Here is a 21,634-nt window from a genome sequence, read left to right as displayed (position 1 = left end):
ACTTCGATGGGCCGGCCCCGTGCCGGCCCATCGCCCCGGACGCCGAGCCACGAGGTAAGCCGCACTGGTCTTGCCACGAATATTTCAGAAGGCTCCGCGTGACCTTTTTGATACGCCTTTCATGCAGCTTAGGCGCAAGACTTCTCAGACGTCCCGGTCCCTCGCCTTCGGGCGAGGGACCTTTTGCTGGGCGTCATCATTGCCAGCCGTTCGTCGGATGTGCCCCGTACGCATTTCGGCCTAGCCGCTTCCCTCCCAACTCGACACTGACGTTCCGCGCAACGGGTCGCGACGCGACACGAACGCGACAGCCTCCCGACAGAAATCCGGACACCCCACCGCCCGTCCGTCGCAATTGTGACGCGCCACCGCGAAGCGCTCGCAAAATTCCGGTGCAAGGGCCGACACGAACCATCCCGCCCGCGCAGCTGTCGCCTTCCTGACAAGATCTCGCATCTGTCACCTGGATTCGCGCCACACGACTGTCGCCGGTTCGCGACAATACTTCACAAGTCCTTGCCAATGCGAACGATTCACAGATGACACGCGCTTGGTACGGCGTTTGCTAGTCACTATCCGAAGCCGTGGTGAAGGGCTCGGAGCGAATTCATGCACATTGTCGTCTGCATCAAACAGGTCCCGGACTCAGCGCAGATCCGTGTCCACCCCGTCACGAACACGATCATGCGGCAGGGCGTGCCGACGATCATCAATCCCTACGACCTGTTCGCGCTCGAAGAGGCCATGCGCCTGCGCGACAAGTTCGGCGGCGAAGTCACCGTGCTCACCATGGGCCCGCCTTCGGCGGAAGATTCCCTGCGCAAGGCCCTCACCTACGGTGCCGACCGCGCGGTGCTGCTGACTGACCGCTTCTTCGCCGGCTCCGACACCCTGGCCACCAGCTTCGCCCTCGCCACCGCCATCACCAAGATCGGCGAGACCTATGGCGTGCCGGACCTCGTCTTCACCGGCAAGCAGACCATCGACGGCGACACCGCGCAGGTGGGTCCCGGCATCGCCAAGCGCCTCGGCCTGATGCAGATCACCTATGTGGCCAAGGTCGCCGAGTTCGACCCCGCCGCGCGCACCATCACCCTGGAGCGCCGCGCCGAAGGCGGCACGCAGGTGCTCAAGAGCAAGCTGCCCTGCCTGGTCGCCATGCTGGAAGCCACCAACGAGATCCGCCGCGGCTCCATGGAGAACGCCCTGCGCGCCGCCCGGGCCGAGGTCGTGAAGTGGAGCGCCAAGGACGCCGGCGTCCAGGACATGAGCAAGTGCGGCCTGAAGGGCTCGCCCACCATCGTGAAGCGCGTGTTCGCGCCGAGCGCGCGGGCCGAAAAGGCAAAGTTCATCGAGGCACCGGAGGGCGGGAACCTCGCCGAGGCCCTGATCGCGGAAGTGTTCGCCCGCCAGCCCAATCTCGAAGCCGATCTGACCGCGCTGGCGCGCGGGTTCTGACGGCCGTCGACCCAGGAACAGAGAGCCGACCATCATGAGCGAGCCGAAGACCCCCCCAGCCCCCGCCGCCGGTGGACGCGCGTCCACCAAGAAGGAACTGCCTGAACACTTCAAGGCGTACAAGCACGTCTGGGTGTTCATCGAGCAGGAGCGCGGCCAGGTCCATCCCGTCTCCTGGGAGCTGATGGGCGAAGGCCGCAAGCTCGCCGACAAGCTGGGCGTGGAACTCGGCGCCGTGGTGCTCGGCGCAGAGGGCGAGACGGTGCGCGGGGCAGTGGCGGAAGCCTTCTGCTATGGCGCCGACCTCGCCTATGTGGTGGCCGACCCGGTGCTCACCGACTACCGCAACGAGGCCTACACGGCCGCGATGACGGACCTCGTGAATACCTACAAGCCGGAAATCCTGCTGCTCGGCGCCACGACGCTGGGCCGCGACCTCGCCGGCGCCGTGGCGACCACGCTGCTCACCGGCCTCACCGCGGATTCCACCGAGCTGGACGTGGACACCGACGGCTCGCTGGCGGCGACCCGCCCCACCTTCGGCGGCTCCCTGCTCTGCACGATCTATACGCTCAACTACCGGCCGCAGATGGCCACCGTGCGCCCCCGCGTGATGTCCATGCCGATCCGGGTGGAAAAGCCCATCGGCCGCGTCGTCGAGCACAAGCTCAGCGTTGTGGAAGACGACATCATCACCAAGATCCTGAGCTTCCTGCCCGACCGCGATTCCAACAAGGCGAACCTCGCCTATGCGGATGTGGTGGTCGCCGGCGGCATGGGCCTCGGCTCGCCGGAGAATTTCCAGCTGGTGAAGAATCTTGCTGCTGCGATGGGCGCTGAATTCGGCTGCTCCCGCCCGCTAGTGCAGAAGGGCTGGGTGTCGTCGGATCGGCAGATCGGCCAGACCGGCAAGACCATCCGCCCCCGGCTCTATATCGCCGCTGGCATTTCGGGTGCGATCCAGCATCGCGTGGGTGTGGAGGGCGCCGATCTCATCGTCGCCATCAACACCGACAAGAACGCCCCCATCTTCGACTTCGCCCATGTGGGCATCGTGACCGACGCGGTGCGCTTCCTGCCCATGCTGACGGAAGCTTTCTCCAAGCGCCTGTCCGCACATTCCCGCGACAAGCTCGCCAGCTGAAGGATAGCTCCGATGATCGACGAAAAATTCGATGCCATCGTCGTTGGCGCCGGCATGGCCGGCAATGCGGCGGCCTACACCCTGGCCAAGCGCGGCCTCAAGGTGCTTCAGCTGGAGCGCGGCGAGTATTCCGGCTCCAAGAACGTCCAGGGCGCCATCCTCTACGCTGACATGATGGAAAAGATCATTCCCGACTTCCGGGAAGACGCCCCGCTGGAGCGCCATCTGATCGAGCAGCGCTTCTGGATGATGACGGACAATTCGCACACCGGCCTGCAGTACCGGTCAGACGAATTCAACGAGGAAAGCCCGAACCGCTACACCATCATCCGGGCGCAGTTCGACAAGTGGTTCTCCAGCAAGGTGCGCGAGGCCGGTGCCCTCGTGGTCTGCGAGACCACGGTGACCGAGCTGGTCCAGGACGCCTACGGCAAGGTGATCGGCGTGAAGACCGATCGCGGCGGCGGCCAGATCCATGCGGACGTGGTGGTGCTGGCGGAAGGCGTCACCGGCCTGCTCGGCACCCGCGCCGGCCTGCGCAAGATTCCCAAGCCCACCGAGGTCGCCCTCGCGGTCAAGGAAATGCACTTCCTGCCGCAGGAGGTGATCGAGCAGCGCTTCAACCTCAAGGGCAATGAAGGCGTCGTGATCGAGGCCGTCGGCACCATCTCCAAGGGGATGACCGGCATGGGCTTCATCTACTCGAACCGGGAGTGCATCTCGATCGGGCTCGGCTGCCTGGTGTCGGACTTCCAGGCGAGCGGCGTCTCGCCCTACCAGTTGCTTGAAAAGTTCAAGAGCCACCCCTCGGTCGCGCCGCTGCTGGAAGGCTCCGAGGTGAAGGAATATGCCGCCCACCTCATTCCCGAGGGCGGCTACAAGGCGATCCCCCAGCTCTATGGCGACGGCTGGGTGGTGGTGGGCGACGCGGCCCAGCTCAACAACGCCATCCATCGCGAGGGCTCCAACCTCGCCATGACCTCGGGGCGCATCGCTGCGGAGACGATCTTCCAGATCAAGTCCCGCAAGGACCCCATGACTGCCCAGAATCTGTCGCTCTACAAGAAGATGCTGGACGACAGCTTCATTATGAAGGATCTTAAGAAGTATAAGGATATGCCGAAGCTTCTGCATATCCAGTCGCAAAACTTCTTCCTCACCTATCCCCAGCTGGTCAACAAGGCCATGGAGAACTATCTGCGTGTCGATGGCACGCCGAAGAAGGAGAAGCAGAAGCTGACTTTGAAGTCCTTCGTTTCCGCGCGGTCGTGGGCGGGCCTGTTCGGCGACGCCTTCCGCCTCGCGCGCGCCTGGCGCTGACGTCCTTTTCGGTCAGCCGAACCTTAGCTCGGACCAAGCGTCCGACATCAGATTGCTCGAACCCAGGCGGCGGATGTGATCCGCCGCCGCCAACCTTCGGGAGCTTCCCATGGCCACTACCGAAACCGCCGTTCGCGTCGAGGACAAGCTCTTCCAGAACCGCTATCTCGTGGATGCCGGCCGCGCCCATATCAAGGTGCGCCCGCACACCACCCCCTCCCCGGCCCTCAAGGCCCTGCTCACCACCTGCCCGGCCAAGTGCTACGAGATGAACGACAAGGGCCAGGTGGAAATCACTGCTGACGGCTGCGTCGAGTGCGGCACCTGCCGCATCATCGGCGAGCCCTCCGGCGACATCGAGTGGAACTATCCGCGCGGCGGCTACGGCGTGCTGTTCAAGTTCGGCTGACACTGCGGGGCATTTTCCGGCGATTTTTTAGAGGAACGTGCTCCCTCATTTTTCATCGGATTTCGCTGCTGCGAACGGGCTACCGCTTCGCTTGAAATTGTTGAAGCGCCTCCGGAGCGGTCGTCACAGTCTGCTCCGGAGGCGGTATTTCCAGGCGCCCTAGCCGGCCTGGCCCCTGCTGTGCGACACCCACTGGAACAGCTTCGCCTTCCCTCCTAAATTAACGGCGGGAGGACGATCCATGTCCGCACATATGGCCGAAGAGCCAGATACCGTTATTGAAGCCCTCGACTGGCAGGGACGTCCGCTGCGCTGCCAGGACTGCCCGCACGAGGACATCCACGCCGAAGGCCGCTGCGACCTGGGCAAGGTCTGCGTCGCGGACCGCCGGCGCAAGCGCATCGACCGCTTCTTTTCCCAGAACGCAGCGCTGGCAGCCCGCTATCTCGACCATCCCTATTTTGAGGTGCGGGCGCTGGCTGCCAAGCATGCCAGCGTCTTCCTGCTCACGCCACTCAAGGACGATCCGGAGCCGGACGTGCGCGTCGTGGCCGCCGCGCGCCTGCCGGTGGCGCGCGTTAAGGAGATGCGCTTCGATACGGAGCCGCGCGTGCGCATTGCGGTGGCCGAACGGCTGGAGGGCAGCGACCTCGTTGCCCTGCTGGCCGATGGCGACTACCAGGTGCGCATCGCTGCGGCCCGCCGCGCGCCACCGGATGCGCTGGTCTATCTCATGCACGATCCCGAAACCGACGTTCGCCGCGTGGTGGCGAGACGGCTGCCGCAGGCCCAACTTGCGCGCATGACCAGCGATGATGATCCCCTGGTTCGGGTAGTGGTGGCAGAGCACCTCGATCCCGATCGCCTCGCGCCGCTCGTGGCGGATCCCGACATGCGCGTCCGCTTCGTCGTCGCCGAGCGGATCGATCCGCGTTTTCTGCCGCCGCTGACGGAAGACAGCGTTCCACCCGTGGCCGAGGTCGCCCGCCAGCGCCTGGCGTCGTCCTGACGCGGCACGCGCGCCACGGGGACGGTCAAGACAAAGTCGGCGGAGCGGTTCGCCGACCTTTTCTTTTATCCCATGCCGCGACCGCCAAGCATTCGCAATCGAATGCACCCACAAATGCAGGTCGCACCCCCTCCTCCGTAATATTCCGGACTAGACACGGCGGCCAACACTGATTCTGGCATCCTAACTGCATGGCAAGGCCGTGGATGAATGGCAGAGCGAGCGCCACTGCCCCGTTCGAGAAGACGCTCGAGAACCGAGGATGCCATGATCGAAGTCACAGCGAATGAAGTTAAATTCTCCGCCTATCGGGCGGATCCGGAAGGTGCGCCCAAGGGCGCTGTCGTGGTCCTGCAGGACGTGTTCGGGGTGAATGCCGACATCCGCAAGATTGCGGACGGCTTTGCCGCCGCCGGTTATGTCGCGGTCGCGCCATCCCTGTTCGACAAGGTGAAGTCGAACATCGAGCTGGACGCTTCGGCCGACGCCGAGGGCCGCTCCCTCACCGCCGAGCTGGGCACCGAATGGCCCATCGAAGCCATCCAGGCCACCGTGGACACGGTGAAGGACGCCGGCAAGGTCGCCCTCGTGGGCTATTCCTGGGGCGGCTACCTCGCCTATCTCGCTGCCAACAAGGTGAAGGGCCTCGCCTGCGCCATCGGCTATCACGCCGACGGCCTGCTGGAAGGGGTGATGGAAAAGCGGCGCATCCCGACCCTCATCCATTTTGCCGAGCAGGATCCGCTGGTTCCCGAGGAGGACCGGATCCAGTTCCGCGCCCGCCGGCCGGACGTGTCGGCCTTCTCCTATCCGAACGCGTCACGCGGCTTCGGCTATTCCGCCGGCCCGGCCTACAACGCCGAAGCGGCTGAGAAGGCGCAGGAGCGCACCCTGTTCTGGATCTCCCAGTATGTGGTGGGCCAGGGTCCTGTGCTGCTGAAGAACGCCGGCGCCTATGCCCAGGCGAAAACGGAAAAGAAGGGCAAGAAGAAGGCTGACGACGACATGGGTCCGCCTGCCGACTGAGCCGAACCTGCGACAGCATTTTCCGCCCCGCCGGGTCACGGAAATTGTTCAGGCTTGCGCGTAGAGCGCGCGCTCGGCTTGAGGTAGCGTTCGTGCATCCCGCCCCCCCGCGGGATGCACGCGCCTGAATGCCGCGCGCTGGGCCTTCCGCGCGAAAACATACGAAGACTTTGTCCATCCCGGATTTTCTGTCGATTCGGGATGGCAATATTTGCCGACTTGGTTCAATCTCACGGACGTTTCAACGGATACCGCCAGCGCGGGAGGCCATCAGGGACGCGACCATGAGCGTGATCGAGCACGATTTCGGCGCGGGCAAACGGCGCAAGGAAAAGCGCTTCCGGGAGTTGCTCAGCCTCGACGCCTTGCACGAACAGAATGTCCGGGCGAACCCCCTCCCGTATCTGGAGCGGGCGAGCGAGCGCATCTTCCAGCTGGAACGCACCCTGTTCGAAGCAGCCCTCGCGGGTCGTGCGCCCACGGAGGGCGATGCCGCCGGTCCCACCGTCATCATCAGCGCCGCTGAATATGAGCGCCTTCTGGCATGTCGCGCTGCCGTGGATGCGGCCTGGTCCGAAATCCAGGCGCGCCCGGAGAGCGATGACAGCGTCTGAGAGGCTGTGGAAGGCTGGGGACGGACCAAAGGAGGCGCTGCCACCCGAGGCCTTCGCCGCCATTCGGCTCCGCCCCGATCACGCGGCCGGGTGAGCCCGCACGGTCAAGCGGGCCAAAAACTCAATAGCGACAATGCTTTGGTGTTTCGACCGCAAAGCGCGTCGATCCAAGCGACCGCGTACAAGCTGCTGGTGATAAGCCGCCCGGCCCGCACATGGCGACACCACCATGGCGAGCCGGTCGATTTTCGGCCGTTCAGACCGCGCGATTGCGTCAGTTGTGGACCGACGCCGGCGGCGTCCACTGATAGAGGTCGCCCCAGCCGCTCTCTGCCTTCACCTCATGGGTAAAGCCAAGCTCGCCGAGGGCAGCCGCAAAGCCAAGCTGCTCCCCACTCTTCACGCTGGCGAGAAGCGGCACCTTCTTGCCCTGCAGCTCGCCGAGAAGGGCAGGCAGCACCTTGTCCTCACGCACCGCCGGCGCCACGGCGGCATAAGCCACATGGATGGCATCGCTGTTGCGGAAGCACCATTCGAAATCGTCGCGGCGGGCAAGAAGGGCGCCGACGATGCCCTTCTCGTTGTCCACCAGCACCGGCGACAGGCCGGAGGTGCAGCACGCCACCAGTTCGGACAGCAGGCTTTCCTGCTCCCGTTCGTCCTCGACCTTGAAGGGGACATCGGACGACACCTGGCGCAGCAGCCCCCAGATGCCCTGCACGTCGCTCAGCGACGCGATGCGTCGGGTCAATTCGGCCATAACATTTCTCCAGAGAAGACAAAAAAGAACTTGCAGATCTTAGATCATCCGTCAGAATTTTCAATATTCGCGGAGGTGATCTCTGGATTATTCGACACGTCACGTAGCACTCGTGCCAGCAGCGCCGCTGTTGGATGCGCGACACTGTCGCCTCTGCGACACGCAAATCCGTGCTTTCGCATCTGGCAAGAACCTTGCTCGCCGCTTGGCGAGCGCGGCCTCGAGGGCGCGCTCCGCCTTATCTGCTGGAGCAAGTCATGTCGGAGAGTGAAGGGTTTTTCATCGACTGGGACGGCAACGCCCGCAGCGTCTCCGATCCCGGCGGCGGCTATCTGTGTGAGACGGACATGGTCGCCAAATACGTGGCGATAACCACCAAGACCGGAGCGCTGGTGCACGAGGGCACCTATTACAAGACCATCGATGCCATCGCGAAGGCCGGCATCAAGGCGTCCCTCGTGCCCGGCTCCCATCCCTGGGGCACGAAGCAGGACGGCTTCTGAGCAGGCGGGCGGGCACCCAAGCCCGCCCCTTGCCGATGGCGACAGCGGACCATCGCACGCCCGGCACGGCGCGCGAAACACACAGCAGCCGACCGGCGACGCGACACCTGACCAAGGAGACTCGGCGATGCTCCCGACGACGATTCTCATCGATGAGGCCCCCCGCTGCATCGTTCGCCCGAACGATACCAAGGACCTCAACCGCTTCCTGCGCAACGCGAAATCCTACCTTCTGGCCGAAAACCCCGAGGGCAAGATCACGCACCGCAGCGCCTCCGAAGAGGAATTGGCGAAGTGGCGCAACGCCCTCGCCCTGCACCAGGCCTGGGGAGGATCAGACGAGGATTTCTTCGGTGTCCCGCTTTAGCGCGGCACCCGAGCAGTCGGCATAACCGCACCTTTCGTCAGGACCGCGCCTGACCTTCAGGGCCGGGCTGCGTGGCCGGCGGTGTCGTGGGGATTGCCGGCGGTGTTGCGCATCCAGTCGGCGAGCTTCGCCATGGCGCCATAGACCTCCTCCCGCGCCGCCGCGTCCGCCACCGTCTCCTCCAGCGCGCCGCGCATGCACAGCAGCCACGCGTCGCGCTCGCTGTTGCCGATGGCAAAGCCCATGTGGCGCTGGCGCAGGCGCGGATGGCCCTTTTCCACCGAATAGAGCTTGGGGCCGCCGGTCCATTCGGTGAGGTAGCGCTTCAAGACGTGCTTGGTCTGGGAAAGATCATCGGCATGCATGGCGCGGATGCCCTCGGCCTCCGCCAGCGTATCCATGCGGCGGTAGAAGGCCTCGACCAGCCGGTCGATGACCACCGCACCACCCAGGCGCTCGAACATGGGTACCGCCTCGACCGTGTCGGACATGGGTCAACCTCACGCATAGAATTTGCAGCAGACACGTCGTCCGGTAACGCGGAGACGCCGACTATTCGTCCATATTGGGCAGAAGGATCACCTCGGCCGGAGCACCCGCGCCCTGGCCCTCGACGAAATCGAGCGCCGAGACGAGGGAGAGGCCGCCGTCGCTTTCCATCAGCACCACCGCGTCCGGAGGCAGCTTGCCGAGCGCCTCGAGGAGTTGCGCCACCGTCATGACCGTCCCTCGCCCGTAATCCCGGATATCATCGATCCCGCCATGGCGCGGCTCAACCCGGCCTCAGCGGAGCGCCCGCCTCATCGAAGGCCAGCACCACCGTTTCCTCGTCCATGGTCACCTCGGCCCGGCGCAAGGCGCCATTGCCGTGATATTCATAGCGGTGCGCCAGTTCGACCTCGCCATAGACCATCTTGTCGAAGCCGGTCAAAAGCCCGTCCGCGCCGAAAAACGCGCGGATGAAAGTGTTGCGGTGCGTCAGCTGCGCCTCCGGAATGGCTTCCACCAGCCGGAAGGGCAGTTTCACGCCCGTATAGGTCGTGAAGAAACGGCATTCGCCCGCCTCCACGCCCGCCGTCTCCAGATCACCCGTCATCCCGCCTCCACCCCGGACATCGTCCCGCACCGCGATCCCGGCCCGTCAGTCGGGCGAGATCATGATCTCCATGGTGTCGTCGAAATCATCATACGGGAAGGGGCGATGCTCCTCCTCCACCAGACGGACGCCGCACAGGCACACGTCGCGGCCCACCACGGCGAGAGCGATGGGCTCCAGGTGCTTGCCTTCGCACGCGCCTTCCACGCAGACGCCGCTCTCGATGTCGAACAGGGAGCCATGGCGGCCGCAGCGCAGGCGCGTGCGGTCCGCGTTGAAGAATTGCCCGCCGCCGATATTCAGCCACGTCCCCTGGTGGGGGCAGGCGTTGACGTAGCCTGCGAACTCACGCACCGCAGTGCGGATCACCACGATTCGGAACGGGCGCGCCTCGCCGTCTTCCATGACCCGGGACAGGTCGAAAGCCTTGGCGGTGCCGGGGGCAATCTCTTCAATCTCGCAGATGGCATAAATATCGATATCGTCGGCAGACATCCCTGTCCCGCTCCCGCCCTGCCTGAACCGTGCCGGCGAAAAATGCCGGCTCCTGTCGCAAATGAAACAGACTGTCGGGACTTCCAGCCACGGCGGCGGCCGGTGCCCGAACTGCCCCGATATTTGCATGAAGCATGCCGATTGCCGCCTGCCCGGCCGGGACGGCGCACGACGACGCGCGCGAGGGAAGACGCCTGATGGCCGCGATGAAGTTCTACATGACGCCCGGCTCCTGCTCCACCGGCATCCACATCATCCTGGAAGAGCTGGAAGAGGTGTTCGAGGCTCACATCGTGAACCTCCCGGCGGGCGACCACTTCAAGCCCGACTATGTTGCGGTGAACCCCAAGTCCACCATCCCGGCCCTGGTGCGGCCGGACGGCAGCGCGCTGACCGAAGTGGTCTCCATCGCCTATTGGCTGGCCCGCAGCCGGGGGCGCGGCCGGCTGTGGCCAGCCGACGTGGATGCGGAGGCCCGCGCCCTCGAAGCCATGGTCTATGTGGTGGGCACGGTGCATGGCCAGGGCTTCGCGCGCATCTTCTCCACCCCGACCTTCGCCGCCAGCCCCGCCGACCGGCCCAAGGTGGAAACGCTCGGCCGCGATATCGTCAGCCAGGGCTTTTCCATCCTCGATGCCGCGCTCGCGGGCCGCGACTATGTGGCGGGCAGCTTTTCGGCGGCCGATCCCATCCTGTTTTACGTGGAATTCTGGGCGGACAAGACCGGCATGGAGTTGCCGCCCAACCTCGCCGCCCATTACCGGCGCATGCTGGAGCGGCCGGTGGTGCAGCGCGTGCTGCGTGAGGAAGGCTACAATCTCGCCCTCCTGGGCGTGAAGCAAAGCCTTCCCAACTGACACGATTTGCCAAGCGACAGCCAAGAAGGAGAGTGCCCATGGCCGACATGTTCGTGGTGACTGAAGAGAACCGGGACGACATGTCCCGCAAGGCAGGCATCTTCCTCTATTCGGAAACCAAGCTCTGGCTGGAGGATGCCCGCGTCCACCGTACCGATGGCCCGGCCATCGTCTCTCCCGACGGCGTGGAGCGCTGGTATGTCCACGGCACTGAGGTGACGCGCGGCGTCAAGGCCTTGTTCTCCGAGAACAAATGGCCGCTCGCCAAGGGCCTCGACACCGACGAGAAGCGCGCCCGCTTCGCCGCCCAGTTCCTAGGCTGAGCTGCCCTGAGCGGCGCCGGATGAAGAAACGGGAATGGCGCAGAAACGGGAATGGCCGGCGCATGGCCGGCCATTCCGAAAGCAAGACACCGGGATTTGATCAGATCAGGCCCAGTTCCAGCTGGACCTCGTCGCTCATGCGCGACTTGTCCCACGGCGGATCGAACACAAGCTTCATCTTGACGTCCGAAACCCCCTCAACCACGCCCACCGCCTGCTGCACCCAGCCGAGCATCTGCCCAGCGACCGGGCAGCCCGGCGCAGTGAGTGTCATGTCGATCTCCACCACGCCATCGTCCTTCAGCTCGATCCGATAGATCAGGCCGAGATCATAAATATTCACCGGGATTTCAGGATCCGTCACCGTGCGCAAGCCGGCGATGATGGCTTCCATCAATGCCGCTTCATCTTCCGCGAACTGTTCAATGCTCCGCGCCTCACCATGGAGGATCATCGTGGTCGGAGCGGCAATGCCGTGATCACTTGGCTGAGTCATTTGCCCATTGCCTCCTGCCCCCTCGTCATACCATTCAGTAGCAAGTGCAATGCCAACGGCACCCCCATTGCCACGGTGCGATCGGGCCGCCCACGCCCGGCCTCAGTCGAGGCCTTCCGCAAGGGCGGCGACCACGGGCCACCCCACGGCGCCGGTCGGATCGAGGACCTTGAGGGCCTCAAGTTTCTCTGCCGCCTCATCCGGCCGGCTCTGGCGCAAATGGATGAAGGCCAGGGCCTTGAGTGTGTAGAGGGCAAATCGTCCCGGCCCCTCGGGCAGAATGTCGTGCGGCTCCCACTTGTGCCAATCCAGGTCCCACCCAGCCTGGCTCGCCGCCTCCTTCAGCCCGCTCTCGGCCGCCGCTTCCGCCTCATCCAGGTTGCCCTGGTAGGTGTGGATCTTGTAGAGGCAGAAATAGACCGGAAGCTCGGCCGGCGCCGTCGCCAGCGCCTGGCGGAACAGTTCGTCCGCGCGCTGGCGATCCCGGCGATAGGCGATGACGCCCTGCTGGAGCAGCGCGTTCACCGCATCCGACACCTCGCCGAAATTGATGACATCCGTATTGGGCAGCAGGTCGATCATGACTTCGGCCCTTCGATGGGGCTGGTGAAGGCCTTCAACGGGTCATTTCACCAGATAGGGATGGGACGGCGCGTCGGCGATCCGGGCATTGCGGAAGGTCAGCGCACGGCTCACCGCCTGGGCGATGACCAGCGCCCGGGCATCGAGCCCGGTCCAGTCGGCGCCGCGGCCGCGGGGGTCGATTTCCAGCAGCTTGACGCCGGCGGGCACTTCCGTGCCGTCCCGCACCACGCCGCGCACGATGCCGTCGAACGGCGCGCAGATGGATTCACCGCCCAGATAGCCGATGTGGAAATCCTTGAAGGCGCGGGCGCCGATCTCGATGGCGGTGTGCCAGCGGCCCGGCATTTTCGAGCGCACGAAGCGGTCGGCGGCTGCGCCTCCGAGGGGGCGGGCGATCCCGTCCGGTGCGTCGGTCGGGCCATGCTGGATGATCTGGCCTTCCTTGCCGGGACGCGTCTCGATGGCGAGGTCGCAATTGGTTCCGCCGCTGAACCCCGGCCCGAGGCCGATGGTAAGCTTGGCGAGGCGCCGCAGATCCGGGGTCACCTGGTATTTGTTCATACGGGCGTCGACCAGAAGGTCGATGGTGCCGAGCACGATGAGGTCGAGCAGGCCGAGGCTGGTGACCTGGACGGCATTGCGCGCCAGGCCGGCGCGGATATGGACGCCGGTGTCGGCGCGCTCCGCTTTCACCCCGTCCACGCTCACGTCGTCCTCGAACAAGGCGTCGTGAAACGCCATCTTGCGACGAATGACCGGCGGCATGGGATCATGGGAGAGCACGACATGATAGCCACGCCGATGCAACTCGACGGCGACGGCCGAGGCGATCTCGTTGGTCCCCAGAATCGTTGCGAAAGCGCGGCGCGCGCGCGTTCGGCCCTGCTGTTGCAATTCGCTCATGACCGGTCTCGTTTCCTCGGGGCGCCACATTGAAAGCAAGAGCCGGGCCGCTTGGAACACCTGCAGGTTGAGGGTGGAAATACCCTCCAAAGCCACATGGCGCTCACCGACAAATACGGGCTCCGGCCGGTTCTGAACCAAGTCACGCCGCGCCTGTCGCCTTTGCGACAGGATCCTCCTACGGGAGAACCAGCGCAGTGTGGGGCGTACTTGGTTTCGACCTTGCATGGCACCGCGCGACCAAAGGAGACAACGCAATGGCTATGGCCGCAGAGGAAATCGAGCGCCTCGTGAAGGAGGCGCTTCCTGACTCGCAGGTGGTGATCATCGATCTCGCTGGCGACGGGGACCACTACGCCGCCCGGATCACCTCGGAAGCATTCCGGGGCAAGAGCCGGGTGCAGCAGCACCAGATGGTCTATGCCGCGCTCCAGGGGCACATGGGCGGCACGCTCCATGCCCTGAAGCTGGAAACCCTCTCCCCGAAATAGGGCGCCCCGGCTCGGCCGCGCCGACGCCCGCATTTCTCTTTCAACGCCATTCTTCGCACCGGAGTTGTTGCCATGGCCAGTTCAGCTGAACGTATCCAGGACATTATTTCATCCGCCGACGTGGTTCTCTTCATGAAGGGAGTGCCCGCGGCTCCGCAGTGCGGCTTTTCCTCCGCCGTCGTGCAGGTGCTGGCCCAGGTCGGCGTGCCCTATCGCGCGGTCGACGTGCTGCAGGACCCCTTCGTGCGCGAGGGGATCAAGGCCTTTTCCAACTGGCCGACCATTCCCCAGCTCTACATCAAGGGCGAATTCGTCGGCGGCTGCGATATCGTGCGCGAGATGTTCCAGGCGGGCGAGCTGACCGCCCTCCTCGCCGAGAAGGGTGTGGCCGCCCCCGTGGCCTGATGCAGCTGTCCTGGCGCCCACTGGGAGCCGGGGTTTTAAAATGACGGCCCGTCGGCGCTCTTGCCGGCGGGCCGTTTTCTTTGGCGCCGTTGTCTACGGTACGGAGCACACCTGGCTCACCGCCATCCGCGCTCTGACCTGAAGTTCACAGGGCCGAAATTCACAGGGCCATAAACAAAGATGCTCCGGCGAAGCCGAAGGCCGCACCGGAGCATTGATCGCACCACTTCACGCTTCCGCCTCGCCTCGAAAGGACGATTGAAGCGGACGACTACGTAATCGCCCGGATTGCGCCACCCATCTCAGGCGGCTTCAATACGGACAGATTGATCACGCAGCCTTGGTGGTTGCTTCGGTCTTGAGCGCATCCACCGCGACGCGCGTGAGACGGAAGACGCCACGGCCACCGGCCAGCGCCTGATAGCTGTCCGCCGCCTGGTAGGACAGGAAGTTGAACCAGTCCTGCGGGTCGAGGCCCGTGGGGCGTTCGCTGATCTCCACAACCGTGCCGTTGGGGGCGAACCGCGAGTGAATGATAACCTTTTCCGCGTCCATCGTGCTTCTCCACTTTGACCGCGTCGCGAACCGGCAGATCCCCATCCCCTCTTCGCGACGACCCTAAAAAACAGAAACGTCTACCGGCGTGCACGGTCGTCCGCGCCAGTCCGGCATCTTCCCATCCGTCCTGTCGTGCCAGCGGCAGGGCGGATTTTCTTTGTCCTGCCGTGAGGACGTCCCAGAGGGAGCGCCCCGCAACCCGGCGGGGCGCTCCATATCCGATCAGAGGCCAGAGAACTCGCCGAGGAGCTCCACCGTCACGTTCTCGGTGCCGAGAACGGTGATGTACTTGGCCAGACGGGACTTCGAGCCCACGCCCACGATCGCGTCGAGCAGCTCGTTCTCCTCACGCGAGGTCTTCGAAAGACCCTTGCGGCCCTCCTGCACGAAGACGTGGGACGCGCTGCCGTCCTTGTCCGAGGCCTGCCGCGCGGCAAGGCCCGGCTCGACGGTGATGAGCGCTTCGAGCAGGTTCGTACCTTCCGCAACTTCGATGGTCTTTCCGGCGGGCAGAACCTTCAACGTAACCGTGGACATCATTAGCTCCTGTCGTTTCAACTTTTGTGTTGGGTGCAATATTGTTTGCCTTCAGTAGATGGCGGCGCCCGCCCCTACGTTGATCGAGGCATCCTTCATCGTTGCGACGATGAACTCGATTTCGTCCTCGGACAGGTGCGTGTGGAACGGCAGGGCGATTGCCCGGTCCGCCACCTTCTCGGTCACGAGGAAGTCGCCCTTGCGATAGCCGAGGTCGAAGTAATGACGCTGCAGATGAAGCGGCGCGCTGTAGGCGGCCGATTCCACCTTTTCCACCTTCAGGTCGTCCACGATGGCATCCCGGCTCGACTTGGAGAAGCGGGTGCCCAGGTGCACCACGTAGAGAAACCAGTTCACCTCCGTCACGTCCGGGCCAATGAAGGGATCCTTGATGCCCTCGAACGACTGGACGTACTTTTGGTAAAGATGCTCCACCGTGTGCCGCTGCTCGAGAATTTCCTCGAGCCGCCCCAGCTGGGCGAGGCCGAGCGCCGCGGTCACGTCGCTCATGGCACCCTGGTAGGGCGCGCTCATGGAGACCACCACCGACGAACGCTCATCGAGCCGGTGGGCTCGGAAGCGCCGCAGCCCCACCGCCACGTCGATGTCGTCGGTCACCACCATGCCACCCTCGCCACACACCAGCGGGAAGGGCTGTGAGAAATCGAACACGGATGTGTCGCCGAACGACCCAACCAGCGCATCCTTGTAGCGTGAGCCGATGGCCTCGGTGGAATCCTCGATGAGGACGAGCTTGTGCGCGCGCGCCAGCTCCTGGAAGGCGGTCCAGGGCGCCGGATGGCCGTTGGCATTGCCGGCAACGATGGCCTTGGTCTTCTCGGTGATCTTGGCCGCGGCCTTTTCAGGAACCAGCGTTCCTGCCCAGTAATCGATGTCCGCGAACACCGGCCGCGCGCCCGACAGGCTCACGGCGTGGACCGTCTCCCGGAAGGAATGGGGCGAGCAGATCACCTCGTCGCCCGGACCGATGCCATAGGCCCTGAGGGTGTAGAGCAGGCCCATGGTGCCGCTCGGCACGGCCACCGCATATTTGCGGCCGAGGTAATCGGCGAACGCCGCCTCGAATGCCTCGGCGGTCGGGCCGCTGGACAGGCGCGGCGCCTGCAGCGCCTCGGCCACGGCCTGAAGCTCGATCATGGTGATGTCGGGATCCGACAACAGGATCGAAGTCCCCTCCTCGCCCGCGTCGTCGGCGGGCAGGTCGGCGTCGTCGAAGAGATCCATGTCGCTCATCACACGCTCCGCCGGGCAAGAATGACACCGGTCGCGCTCGCGGGATCGAGCGTGATGTGGGCGCAGTGATCGGCGGTGTCGAGCAGGTGGATGTCGTATGTCGAATAGGTGCGGAATGGCTCTTCCGTGACATCGGAGGCGTCGCACTGGGTCCAGGACAGGGCCGGAAACCGGCGGCGCAGCTCGGCAAAGACCGGGCCGGACGCGGCCTCGCCCGTGAGGAGCTGCTCGATCTCGGTGAGGTCGCTGTCGCTGAGGGCCATAACCTAACTCTCCCTTGCCGAAGATGAGACACGTCCGCGTCGTCTGTCGCAGTCCCACAGCCCCATGCAGGATCATTGCCAAATTAGATCATTGCCAAAATTTGCGTTCGCTATCGTCGTTGAGGAGATCCAGGACCTCCTTCAGCCGGTCATGGGTGCTGTCGAGTTCCCACAGCCGCGTGCCATGGTTCTTGCGGAACAGCTGCCAGGCGCTCTCTTCCGCGTCGAACAGCAGGAGGGCGATGTCGACCACGCCCCCCTCCGGATCGACGTTGCGCGAGCAGCACGCGCTCTCGATGCGATAGCCGCCCTCGGTGGCCAGCACCCGGGGCGTGACATAGCGATAGCGCTTGCGCGCCTTGATAGCGCGCTCAATGCGCTTCTTGTCGAGATCGTTCGGATGAGCGGGCAGCCTCATCGTCTCGTCTCTTTCCAGATCCAAGCCCTGCGGGCTTCGCGTGCTGTTCACTCGAGCGGGGAGATCTCTTCCTCGAGGCACCCCACCACCAGGCGTTCCGTGAACTCGATCAGATAGATCGGCGTGTTGGTGTCGGTGTGGGTGCCCACCTGCACGATCTCGCCGGTGGTGCCGAGGCCGACCAGCAGCGCCTCGTCCGGGAAATCCGGATAGGAGCCGTCATTGTAAAGGTCGATCAGCGTCTTGACCTTCTGGCCCCACTGATACTTGGGGTTGCGCGGCTCGAGGATCATGCTCTGGGTGCTCCGGGCATAGGGGGCAGGGGAATGTCTTCTTCGTCGCGCGGAATCGCGCTTTCCAGTTCCTTGCGCTTCATGCCCACGCGATTACCGCTTTCCGTGAACTCGACGCCGTAGATATAGAACTGCTGCAGGAAGGTTCCGATGGAAACGACGTAACCGATCTCGCCCTTCTTCGCGAGGATCTCGCCGATTTCCTTTCCGGCATAGGTGCCGTCGTTGCGAATGACGCGCTTGGCCTTCACCTTCTCGCCGAAATTGAAGTAGGGCGGCTCTGAGACTTCGACCACATCACTGTCACGGACAATGTTGCTCATAGCGGCATCTCCCTCAAAAGCTCCCCGCCCGCCTGCGCGCGGGACCGGGCGACCTCGCGAACGAAGTCGTCGTCGTCATCGATCAACTGCGACACCTGGGTGGGAGCAATGCGGCTCGCCACCTCGTAGCGCACCCGCCAGTCCGGATCGGCGACGAGCGCGGAGAGAAGATCGGGCGCCAGGCGTTGGGCCACCTCCAGGCGGACCTGCGGGCTGCGGTCGTTGACCATGCACAACAGCCATTCCGACGGCAGGCGCTGGGCCACCACGCGGCGCACCTCGGCCTCGGGATCGTCCACCATGCGCGAGAGCAACGGCGGCGCGATGCGCCGTGCCACCACCAGGCGCACGTAGTAATCCTCGTCCGCCATCATGGGAGAGAGGTCGGCGTCCTCCAGCAGCGACACGATGCGGATGCGCACCTCCCGATGGGGATCGTAGCGCAGCGGCAGGATCTTGGTCTTGGGCAAACGCCGCGCCGCGTTCCAGCGCACCGTCTCCTCCGGGTCGTTGAGAAGCGGCGGCAGGACGAACACGTCGGCGTGCTTGGCCGCGATGGCCCGCACCTCGAAATGGTCGTGCCGCACATAGGAATTGGCGAGCGACGGGTTCCAGTTGAAGAAGCGGTCGATGCGCCGGGCGTAGCGATCGTTCACGCAGGCCCGCCCCAGATGGCACTTTCCCTCCGCCAGGAGATCCTGGTGGGCGCACGAGGAGCAATCGACGTCTTCCCCGAGCCAGGTCTTGGCCTCGTCGATGTCGTCTTCAGTCTTCATCGTCCTGCCCCGCTCTGTTCAGCACGTCGAGCAAGAGCTTGGCACCGATCTTGTCGGTGGGATCGAGCTCGAGCAGCTTCATCGCCGCGGCCCGCCCCTCCTCCAGGTCGCCGAGGCGCATGTTGAGGTAGGCGTAGCCCTTCAGCGTAAACAGGAAGAAGCGCGGCATCAGGCGGTCGTAGCGCGAGAATTCGGCATCCTGCGCGCGCACCTCCCGCCAGTCGGCCGGCAGATTGGTCTCCCGCTGCGCCTTGGCCAGGCACACCCGGGCCACCTCCAGGCATTCCCGAAGACGGCCCTTGTAGAAATAGAAGCGGTAGAGACCGATCAGCACTGCGGCATGCCCTGGCGCCAGTGCCTCGGCCTGCCGCAGATGGGCTTCCGCAACTTCATCCTGCTGGTAGGAGAGGCCGGCTTCCCACAGATGATGCTGTGCGTCTTCCGGCAGCCCTCCCCCCATGACGGCGCTCGCCAGGAGCGCCTCGGGGGTGAGGAAATCCGGTTCGCCTGAAACCTGCGAGCCTTCCATTCCCGTCCCCTCGTTTCCCGTTCCGCCCGCGGCCATCCCCACGGACGGCACCTGAAAGCGAGCAAAATCCGGAGCGGAGGCGCCGCTCCGGATCGTTCCAGATCAGTGCGCGTGCGAGCTGCAGGTCGTCGCCTTGGGGTCCTGGAACACCAGGCCCGTCTTGGCGGCCGTGTCGGTGAAGTCGATGGTGACGCCATCGAGCAGCAGGCGGCTTTCCGCCGGCAGGAACAGCTTCAGGCCGTCCTTCTCCACCACCGCATCGCCCGGCGAGGGCTCCTGCAGCACGGCGATCTCGGCATTGAGCCCGGAGCATCCACCGGGGGTCACATGCATCCGGAAGCCGGCGCTGGGACCGCCGTCGGCCATGATCATCATGCGGATGAAGCGCTGGGCCGAACGGGTCATCGTGAAGTTCATCGCGTCTCTCCTCACGCGGTGGGCTGATAGCGCGGATAGGCGTTGTCGATGACGCAGGTATCGTCGACCGGGCAGACCGCGGCGCACTGGGGCACGTCGAAGTGGCCGATGCACTCGGTGCACTTCTTGGGGTCGATCACGAACGTCCCGTTCTTCTCGGAAATGGCCACGTTGGGACATTCCGGTTCACAGGCCGAGCAGCTCGTGCACTGCGACGCCACGATTTTCAACGTCATGGGATGCTCCTTGGATGCCGAGCGCGCGATCAGGTCGGCCGGACGGTCTGTTGGCGTGGACTTCAGGGAGATCCGCCCAGGCCATTGCGGCCTGGGCGGATCTGGTTGGTGCGGGCAGGATCAGGCCGCGTTGATGAGGGCGCCCTGACGGATCTCGGCGTCGCCGCGCTCCGCATGGACGATCTCACCGGTCTTCACCTTGTTGAGGTAGTCCTTGAACCAGGTGATGGCCGACTTCTCGATGAACTCGTGGGCGAAGCCGTCCACCGGCTCGATGCCGGCCTTGACGAGGTCAGCCTTCGGGCAACCGCCGATCTTGGCCACGAACACCGCATGGCAGTCGTTGATGGCGCGGATGATGGTCTCGAGGCTGTCCTCCTCGCCGTAGCCGCCCTGGCAATACAGGTCGACGCGGCGATGGCCGACGAACTTGGCGCCCGCGGTGGAGAGCTCCCACACCTGGAACTCCTTGGCGTGGCCGAAGTGCTCGTTGATGAGGCCCGAGCCCTTGGTGGCCACGGCCACGAGGAGCTTGATGTCGCTCTGCTCGCCGGCGAGGGCCTCCATCTCTTCCTGCTTCGCGGCGACCTTCGCCACGCGCTCTTCCTCGACCAGGGCCTGGTAGGCCTTGCGGCTGTCGAGGTCGTAGTTGACCTCCATGGCCATGATCTTGTCGGTGGTGAACTCGGCGGACCGATCCTCGCCGAGGAGGCCCACGGCGTCGGCGCGGCACTGGCGGCAATGCCGCATCATGTTCATCTCGCCTTCGCACGAATCCTGGAGCGCCTTGAGCTCCTGGGCCGTCGGGCCGCGCTGGCCGTTGAGGCCGAACACGGTGCCGTGCTCGGGCGCCGAGATGAGCGGCATGATGTTGTGCAAGAACGCGCCGCGGGACTTCACCGCCCGGTTCACTTCGACAAGGTGCTTGTCGTTGATGCCGGGGATCATCACCGAGTTGACCTTGCAGAGGATGCCACGCTCGGTGAGCATCTCGAGGCCCAGCATCTGCCGGTCGGTGAGGAGCTTGGCGGCCTCATAGCCGGTGTAGCGCTTGTGCTTCCAGAACACCCACGGATAGATCTTCGCGCCGACTTCCGGGTCCACCATGTTGATGGTGATGGTCACGTGGTCGACGTTGAAGCCGGCGATGGTGTCCACGTGGTCAGGCAGGGCCAGGCCGTTGGTGGACAGGCAGAGCTTGATGTCCGGGGCGGTCCGGTTGATCAGCTCGAAGGTCTGGAAGGTCTTCTCCGGATTGGCGAGCGGGTCGCCGGGGCCGGCGATGCCCAGCACGGTCATCTGCGGGATCGTGGAGGCGACCGCGAGCACCTTCTTCGCCGCCTGCTGGGGCGTCAGCTTCTCGGACACCACGCCGGGGCGGGATTCGTTGGCGCAATCATACTTGCGATTGCAGTAGTTGCACTGGATGTTGCACGCCGGGGCAACGGCAACATGCATACGCGCATAGTGGTGGTGGGCTTCTTCAGAATAGCAGGGATGGTTCTTCACCTTCTCCCAGATCTCGGTGGGCAGGTCGCCCTGACCGGCGGACGAACCGCAGCTGGCCTTGCCCGAGCCGCCGGACGTGCCGCAACCCTGGTGTTCGGCCTTCGCCTGCATGACTTCGGCCAGCTTGTCGGCCACACCGACTTCGGTCGTCTCGTGCTGTGTCGACGCGTGCATGAAACTGCTCCTCGCTTCCAGCAGGATCCAAAAAAATCCTTGGACAGGGATGAGCAACTGGCGTGCCACTAGGGCTACGGAAAAAT

The 21,634-nt window shown here is 64.6% G+C and carries 33 protein-coding genes; 13 read left to right on the top strand and 20 right to left on the bottom strand.

All coding sequences use genetic code 11. The annotated features are described in order from the left end of the window. Window positions 1-609 precede the first annotated feature (609 nt). The 7 genes from V5F66_RS21560 to V5F66_RS21530 all read left to right on the top strand — a co-directional run bounded on the left by V5F66_RS21560 (window position 610) and on the right by V5F66_RS21530 (window position 6,980). Window positions 610-1,458: an electron transfer flavoprotein subunit beta/FixA family protein gene (locus V5F66_RS21560; RefSeq protein WP_011995820.1), complete on the top strand. Its 849-nt coding sequence runs from the start codon at window positions 610-612 to the stop codon at window positions 1,456-1,458. Between the two features lie 34 nt (window positions 1,459-1,492). Continuing rightward, window positions 1,493-2,602 carry an electron transfer flavoprotein subunit alpha/FixB family protein gene (locus V5F66_RS21555; RefSeq protein ID WP_011995819.1) on the top strand — a complete coding sequence of 370 codons (1,110 nt, stop codon included), beginning with the start codon at window positions 1,493-1,495 and terminating at the stop codon, window positions 2,600-2,602. 12 nt (window positions 2,603-2,614) lie between these two features. Further along, the gene (locus tag V5F66_RS21550; protein WP_011995818.1) at window positions 2,615-3,922 is read left to right on the top strand and encodes an FAD-dependent oxidoreductase; all 1,308 of its coding nucleotides are present in this window, start codon (window positions 2,615-2,617) and stop codon (window positions 3,920-3,922) included. A 109-nt stretch (window positions 3,923-4,031) separates the two neighbouring features. Next, window positions 4,032-4,331 carry a ferredoxin family protein gene (locus V5F66_RS21545; RefSeq protein WP_011995817.1) on the top strand — a complete coding sequence of 100 codons (300 nt, stop codon included), beginning with the start codon at window positions 4,032-4,034 and terminating at the stop codon, window positions 4,329-4,331. A gap of 241 nt (window positions 4,332-4,572) precedes the next feature. Beyond that, on the top strand, window positions 4,573-5,340 hold the full coding sequence (locus V5F66_RS21540) for a 4Fe4S-binding leucine-rich repeat protein (RefSeq protein ID WP_011995816.1): 768 nt from the start codon (window positions 4,573-4,575) through the stop codon (window positions 5,338-5,340). Window positions 5,341-5,607: 267 nt separating this feature from the next. Beyond that, window positions 5,608-6,366, top strand: coding sequence for a dienelactone hydrolase family protein (locus tag V5F66_RS21535; RefSeq protein WP_011995815.1), 759 nt, complete (start codon window positions 5,608-5,610; stop codon window positions 6,364-6,366). 284 nt (window positions 6,367-6,650) lie between these two features. Continuing rightward, window positions 6,651-6,980, top strand: coding sequence for a hypothetical protein (locus V5F66_RS21530; protein WP_011995814.1), 330 nt, complete (start codon window positions 6,651-6,653; stop codon window positions 6,978-6,980). A 274-nt stretch (window positions 6,981-7,254) separates the two neighbouring features. Here the strand turns inward: V5F66_RS21530 and V5F66_RS21525 are convergent, their stop codons facing one another. Continuing rightward, complete coding sequence (locus tag V5F66_RS21525) at window positions 7,255-7,740, bottom strand: hypothetical protein (protein ID WP_011995813.1); 486 nt, start codon at window positions 7,738-7,740, stop codon at window positions 7,255-7,257. Window positions 7,741-7,997: 257 nt separating this feature from the next. Here V5F66_RS21525 and V5F66_RS21520 point away from each other — a divergent pair, with 257 nt between their 5' ends. Next, the gene (locus tag V5F66_RS21520; protein ID WP_041574995.1) at window positions 7,998-8,243 is read left to right on the top strand and encodes a hypothetical protein; all 246 of its coding nucleotides are present in this window, start codon (window positions 7,998-8,000) and stop codon (window positions 8,241-8,243) included. A gap of 127 nt (window positions 8,244-8,370) precedes the next feature. After that, on the top strand, window positions 8,371-8,610 hold the full coding sequence (locus V5F66_RS21515) for a hypothetical protein (protein WP_011995811.1): 240 nt from the start codon (window positions 8,371-8,373) through the stop codon (window positions 8,608-8,610). A 56-nt stretch (window positions 8,611-8,666) separates the two neighbouring features. On the opposite strand, the gene V5F66_RS21510 is transcribed toward V5F66_RS21515, so the two are convergent. From V5F66_RS21510 to V5F66_RS21495, 4 genes are all read right to left on the bottom strand, one after another. Beyond that, window positions 8,667-9,101 carry a group II truncated hemoglobin gene (locus V5F66_RS21510; protein ID WP_394053949.1) on the bottom strand — a complete coding sequence of 145 codons (435 nt, stop codon included), beginning with the start codon at window positions 9,099-9,101 and terminating at the stop codon, window positions 8,667-8,669. A gap of 61 nt (window positions 9,102-9,162) precedes the next feature. Further along, window positions 9,163-9,330, bottom strand: coding sequence for a hypothetical protein (locus V5F66_RS21505; RefSeq protein ID WP_198139175.1), 168 nt, complete (start codon window positions 9,328-9,330; stop codon window positions 9,163-9,165). 52 nt (window positions 9,331-9,382) lie between these two features. Continuing rightward, on the bottom strand, window positions 9,383-9,706 hold the full coding sequence (locus V5F66_RS21500) for a DUF6156 family protein (RefSeq protein ID WP_394094680.1): 324 nt from the start codon (window positions 9,704-9,706) through the stop codon (window positions 9,383-9,385). Between the two features lie 45 nt (window positions 9,707-9,751). Continuing rightward, the gene (locus V5F66_RS21495; RefSeq protein WP_011995808.1) at window positions 9,752-10,201 is read right to left on the bottom strand and encodes a Rieske (2Fe-2S) protein; all 450 of its coding nucleotides are present in this window, start codon (window positions 10,199-10,201) and stop codon (window positions 9,752-9,754) included. Window positions 10,202-10,407: 206 nt separating this feature from the next. On the opposite strand from V5F66_RS21495, the gene V5F66_RS21490 reads away from it, so the two are divergent. Together V5F66_RS21490 and V5F66_RS21485 are read left to right on the top strand one after the other, a co-directional pair. Further along, window positions 10,408-11,058 (top strand): glutathione S-transferase family protein, encoded by a 651-nt coding sequence (locus tag V5F66_RS21490; protein ID WP_394003912.1) that lies wholly within the window; start codon window positions 10,408-10,410, stop codon window positions 11,056-11,058. Between the two features lie 38 nt (window positions 11,059-11,096). Further along, entirely contained in the window at window positions 11,097-11,381 is a 285-nt protein-coding gene (locus V5F66_RS21485) for an aldehyde dehydrogenase (RefSeq protein WP_394053950.1), read from the top strand. Between the two features lie 100 nt (window positions 11,382-11,481). Here V5F66_RS21485 and V5F66_RS21480 read toward each other — a convergent pair whose 3' ends face one another. The 3 genes from V5F66_RS21480 to V5F66_RS21470 form a co-directional block, all read right to left on the bottom strand. Then, entirely contained in the window at window positions 11,482-11,835 is a 354-nt protein-coding gene (locus tag V5F66_RS21480) for a DUF59 domain-containing protein (RefSeq protein ID WP_394053955.1), read from the bottom strand. 144 nt (window positions 11,836-11,979) lie between these two features. Further along, on the bottom strand, window positions 11,980-12,459 hold the full coding sequence (locus V5F66_RS21475) for a hypothetical protein (RefSeq protein WP_011995804.1): 480 nt from the start codon (window positions 12,457-12,459) through the stop codon (window positions 11,980-11,982). A 42-nt stretch (window positions 12,460-12,501) separates the two neighbouring features. Then, window positions 12,502-13,365 carry a xanthine dehydrogenase gene (locus tag V5F66_RS21470; RefSeq protein WP_049775825.1) on the bottom strand — a complete coding sequence of 288 codons (864 nt, stop codon included), beginning with the start codon at window positions 13,363-13,365 and terminating at the stop codon, window positions 12,502-12,504. A 257-nt stretch (window positions 13,366-13,622) separates the two neighbouring features. On the opposite strand from V5F66_RS21470, the gene V5F66_RS21465 reads away from it, so the two are divergent. Then, the gene (locus V5F66_RS21465; protein ID WP_011995802.1) at window positions 13,623-13,856 is read left to right on the top strand and encodes a BolA family protein; all 234 of its coding nucleotides are present in this window, start codon (window positions 13,623-13,625) and stop codon (window positions 13,854-13,856) included. A gap of 72 nt (window positions 13,857-13,928) precedes the next feature. After that, window positions 13,929-14,261 (top strand): Grx4 family monothiol glutaredoxin, encoded by a 333-nt coding sequence (grxD, locus tag V5F66_RS21460; RefSeq protein WP_011995801.1) that lies wholly within the window; start codon window positions 13,929-13,931, stop codon window positions 14,259-14,261. Window positions 14,262-14,591: 330 nt separating this feature from the next. On the opposite strand, the gene V5F66_RS21455 is transcribed toward grxD, so the two are convergent. The 12 genes from V5F66_RS21455 to nifB all read right to left on the bottom strand — a co-directional run bounded on the left by V5F66_RS21455 (window position 14,592) and on the right by nifB (window position 21,548). Continuing rightward, entirely contained in the window at window positions 14,592-14,816 is a 225-nt protein-coding gene (locus V5F66_RS21455) for a hypothetical protein (RefSeq protein WP_011995800.1), read from the bottom strand. 225 nt (window positions 14,817-15,041) lie between these two features. Continuing rightward, window positions 15,042-15,356: a ferredoxin gene (locus tag V5F66_RS21450; protein WP_011995799.1), complete on the bottom strand. Its 315-nt coding sequence runs from the start codon at window positions 15,354-15,356 to the stop codon at window positions 15,042-15,044. A gap of 51 nt (window positions 15,357-15,407) precedes the next feature. Continuing rightward, window positions 15,408-16,610, bottom strand: coding sequence for a DegT/DnrJ/EryC1/StrS family aminotransferase (locus V5F66_RS21445; RefSeq protein WP_011995798.1), 1,203 nt, complete (start codon window positions 16,608-16,610; stop codon window positions 15,408-15,410). Further along, on the bottom strand, window positions 16,610-16,873 hold the full coding sequence (locus V5F66_RS21440; RefSeq protein ID WP_011995797.1) for a hypothetical protein: 264 nt from the start codon (window positions 16,871-16,873) through the stop codon (window positions 16,610-16,612). The genes V5F66_RS21445 and V5F66_RS21440 overlap by 1 nt, the downstream gene beginning before the upstream one ends. 88 nt (window positions 16,874-16,961) lie before the next feature. Then, window positions 16,962-17,291, bottom strand: coding sequence for a DUF3024 domain-containing protein (locus tag V5F66_RS21435; protein WP_011995796.1), 330 nt, complete (start codon window positions 17,289-17,291; stop codon window positions 16,962-16,964). A gap of 47 nt (window positions 17,292-17,338) precedes the next feature. Then, window positions 17,339-17,581: a nitrogen fixation protein NifZ gene (locus V5F66_RS21430; protein WP_041576209.1), complete on the bottom strand. Its 243-nt coding sequence runs from the start codon at window positions 17,579-17,581 to the stop codon at window positions 17,339-17,341. After that, on the bottom strand, window positions 17,581-17,907 hold the full coding sequence (locus V5F66_RS21425; RefSeq protein ID WP_011995794.1) for a nitrogen fixation protein NifZ: 327 nt from the start codon (window positions 17,905-17,907) through the stop codon (window positions 17,581-17,583). The genes V5F66_RS21430 and V5F66_RS21425 overlap by 1 nt, the downstream gene beginning before the upstream one ends. Then, entirely contained in the window at window positions 17,904-18,683 is a 780-nt protein-coding gene (locus V5F66_RS21420) for a 4Fe4S-binding leucine-rich repeat protein (RefSeq protein WP_011995793.1), read from the bottom strand. The genes V5F66_RS21425 and V5F66_RS21420 overlap by 4 nt, the downstream gene beginning before the upstream one ends. Then, on the bottom strand, window positions 18,673-19,212 hold the full coding sequence (locus V5F66_RS21415) for a tetratricopeptide repeat protein (RefSeq protein WP_041574993.1): 540 nt from the start codon (window positions 19,210-19,212) through the stop codon (window positions 18,673-18,675). The genes V5F66_RS21420 and V5F66_RS21415 overlap by 11 nt, the downstream gene beginning before the upstream one ends. Window positions 19,213-19,314: 102 nt before the next feature. Further along, the gene (locus tag V5F66_RS21410) at window positions 19,315-19,629 is read right to left on the bottom strand and encodes a HesB/IscA family protein (protein ID WP_011995791.1); all 315 of its coding nucleotides are present in this window, start codon (window positions 19,627-19,629) and stop codon (window positions 19,315-19,317) included. Window positions 19,630-19,640: 11 nt separating this feature from the next. Continuing rightward, entirely contained in the window at window positions 19,641-19,865 is a 225-nt protein-coding gene (locus tag V5F66_RS21405) for a 4Fe-4S binding protein (RefSeq protein WP_011995790.1), read from the bottom strand. 120 nt (window positions 19,866-19,985) lie between these two features. Beyond that, complete coding sequence (gene nifB / locus V5F66_RS21400; protein ID WP_011995789.1) at window positions 19,986-21,548, bottom strand: nitrogenase cofactor biosynthesis protein NifB; 1,563 nt, start codon at window positions 21,546-21,548, stop codon at window positions 19,986-19,988. Between the last annotated feature and the right edge of the window lie 86 nt (window positions 21,549-21,634).

The organism is Xanthobacter versatilis (assembly GCF_043193975.1).
In the GTDB taxonomy this organism is placed as follows: domain Bacteria; phylum Pseudomonadota; class Alphaproteobacteria; order Rhizobiales; family Xanthobacteraceae; genus Xanthobacter; species Xanthobacter autotrophicus_E.
Note: the sequence above shows the minus strand (reverse complement) of the source record. Positions and strands in the feature narration are given on the sequence as shown.

What these genes read in the sequence shown, in the direction of transcription:
- V5F66_RS21560 (WP_011995820.1), top strand. Translation starts at nt 610, where the DNA reads ATGCACATTGTCGTCTGCATCAAACAGGTCCCGGACTCAGCGCAGATC.
- V5F66_RS21555 (WP_011995819.1), top strand. Translation starts at nt 1,493, where the DNA reads ATGAGCGAGCCGAAGACCCCCCCAGCCCCCGCCGCCGGTGGACGCGCG.
- V5F66_RS21550 (WP_011995818.1), top strand. Translation starts at nt 2,615, where the DNA reads ATGATCGACGAAAAATTCGATGCCATCGTCGTTGGCGCCGGCATGGCC.
- V5F66_RS21545 (WP_011995817.1), top strand. Translation starts at nt 4,032, where the DNA reads ATGGCCACTACCGAAACCGCCGTTCGCGTCGAGGACAAGCTCTTCCAG.
- V5F66_RS21540 (WP_011995816.1), top strand. Translation starts at nt 4,573, where the DNA reads ATGTCCGCACATATGGCCGAAGAGCCAGATACCGTTATTGAAGCCCTC.
- V5F66_RS21535 (WP_011995815.1), top strand. Translation starts at nt 5,608, where the DNA reads ATGATCGAAGTCACAGCGAATGAAGTTAAATTCTCCGCCTATCGGGCG.
- V5F66_RS21530 (WP_011995814.1), top strand. Translation starts at nt 6,651, where the DNA reads ATGAGCGTGATCGAGCACGATTTCGGCGCGGGCAAACGGCGCAAGGAA.
- V5F66_RS21525 (WP_011995813.1), bottom strand. Translation starts at nt 7,740, where the DNA reads ATGGCCGAATTGACCCGACGCATCGCGTCGCTGAGCGACGTGCAGGGC.
- V5F66_RS21520 (WP_041574995.1), top strand. Translation starts at nt 7,998, where the DNA reads ATGTCGGAGAGTGAAGGGTTTTTCATCGACTGGGACGGCAACGCCCGC.
- V5F66_RS21515 (WP_011995811.1), top strand. Translation starts at nt 8,371, where the DNA reads ATGCTCCCGACGACGATTCTCATCGATGAGGCCCCCCGCTGCATCGTT.
- V5F66_RS21510 (WP_394053949.1), bottom strand. Translation starts at nt 9,101, where the DNA reads ATGTCCGACACGGTCGAGGCGGTACCCATGTTCGAGCGCCTGGGTGGT.
- V5F66_RS21505 (WP_198139175.1), bottom strand. Translation starts at nt 9,330, where the DNA reads ATGACGGTGGCGCAACTCCTCGAGGCGCTCGGCAAGCTGCCTCCGGAC.
- V5F66_RS21500 (WP_394094680.1), bottom strand. Translation starts at nt 9,706, where the DNA reads ATGACGGGTGATCTGGAGACGGCGGGCGTGGAGGCGGGCGAATGCCGT.
- V5F66_RS21495 (WP_011995808.1), bottom strand. Translation starts at nt 10,201, where the DNA reads ATGTCTGCCGACGATATCGATATTTATGCCATCTGCGAGATTGAAGAG.
- V5F66_RS21490 (WP_394003912.1), top strand. Translation starts at nt 10,408, where the DNA reads ATGAAGTTCTACATGACGCCCGGCTCCTGCTCCACCGGCATCCACATC.
- V5F66_RS21485 (WP_394053950.1), top strand. Translation starts at nt 11,097, where the DNA reads ATGGCCGACATGTTCGTGGTGACTGAAGAGAACCGGGACGACATGTCC.
- V5F66_RS21480 (WP_394053955.1), bottom strand. Translation starts at nt 11,835, where the DNA reads ATGATCCTCCATGGTGAGGCGCGGAGCATTGAACAGTTCGCGGAAGAT.
- V5F66_RS21475 (WP_011995804.1), bottom strand. Translation starts at nt 12,459, where the DNA reads ATGATCGACCTGCTGCCCAATACGGATGTCATCAATTTCGGCGAGGTG.
- V5F66_RS21470 (WP_049775825.1), bottom strand. Translation starts at nt 13,365, where the DNA reads ATGAGCGAATTGCAACAGCAGGGCCGAACGCGCGCGCGCCGCGCTTTC.
- V5F66_RS21465 (WP_011995802.1), top strand. Translation starts at nt 13,623, where the DNA reads ATGGCTATGGCCGCAGAGGAAATCGAGCGCCTCGTGAAGGAGGCGCTT.
- grxD (WP_011995801.1), top strand. Translation starts at nt 13,929, where the DNA reads ATGGCCAGTTCAGCTGAACGTATCCAGGACATTATTTCATCCGCCGAC.
- V5F66_RS21455 (WP_011995800.1), bottom strand. Translation starts at nt 14,816, where the DNA reads ATGGACGCGGAAAAGGTTATCATTCACTCGCGGTTCGCCCCCAACGGC.
- V5F66_RS21450 (WP_011995799.1), bottom strand. Translation starts at nt 15,356, where the DNA reads ATGTCCACGGTTACGTTGAAGGTTCTGCCCGCCGGAAAGACCATCGAA.
- V5F66_RS21445 (WP_011995798.1), bottom strand. Translation starts at nt 16,610, where the DNA reads ATGAGCGACATGGATCTCTTCGACGACGCCGACCTGCCCGCCGACGAC.
- V5F66_RS21440 (WP_011995797.1), bottom strand. Translation starts at nt 16,873, where the DNA reads ATGGCCCTCAGCGACAGCGACCTCACCGAGATCGAGCAGCTCCTCACG.
- V5F66_RS21435 (WP_011995796.1), bottom strand. Translation starts at nt 17,291, where the DNA reads ATGAGGCTGCCCGCTCATCCGAACGATCTCGACAAGAAGCGCATTGAG.
- V5F66_RS21425 (WP_011995794.1), bottom strand. Translation starts at nt 17,907, where the DNA reads ATGAGCAACATTGTCCGTGACAGTGATGTGGTCGAAGTCTCAGAGCCG.
- V5F66_RS21420 (WP_011995793.1), bottom strand. Translation starts at nt 18,683, where the DNA reads ATGAAGACTGAAGACGACATCGACGAGGCCAAGACCTGGCTCGGGGAA.
- V5F66_RS21415 (WP_041574993.1), bottom strand. Translation starts at nt 19,212, where the DNA reads ATGGAAGGCTCGCAGGTTTCAGGCGAACCGGATTTCCTCACCCCCGAG.
- V5F66_RS21410 (WP_011995791.1), bottom strand. Translation starts at nt 19,629, where the DNA reads ATGAACTTCACGATGACCCGTTCGGCCCAGCGCTTCATCCGCATGATG.
- V5F66_RS21405 (WP_011995790.1), bottom strand. Translation starts at nt 19,865, where the DNA reads ATGACGTTGAAAATCGTGGCGTCGCAGTGCACGAGCTGCTCGGCCTGT.
- nifB (WP_011995789.1), bottom strand. Translation starts at nt 21,548, where the DNA reads ATGCACGCGTCGACACAGCACGAGACGACCGAAGTCGGTGTGGCCGAC.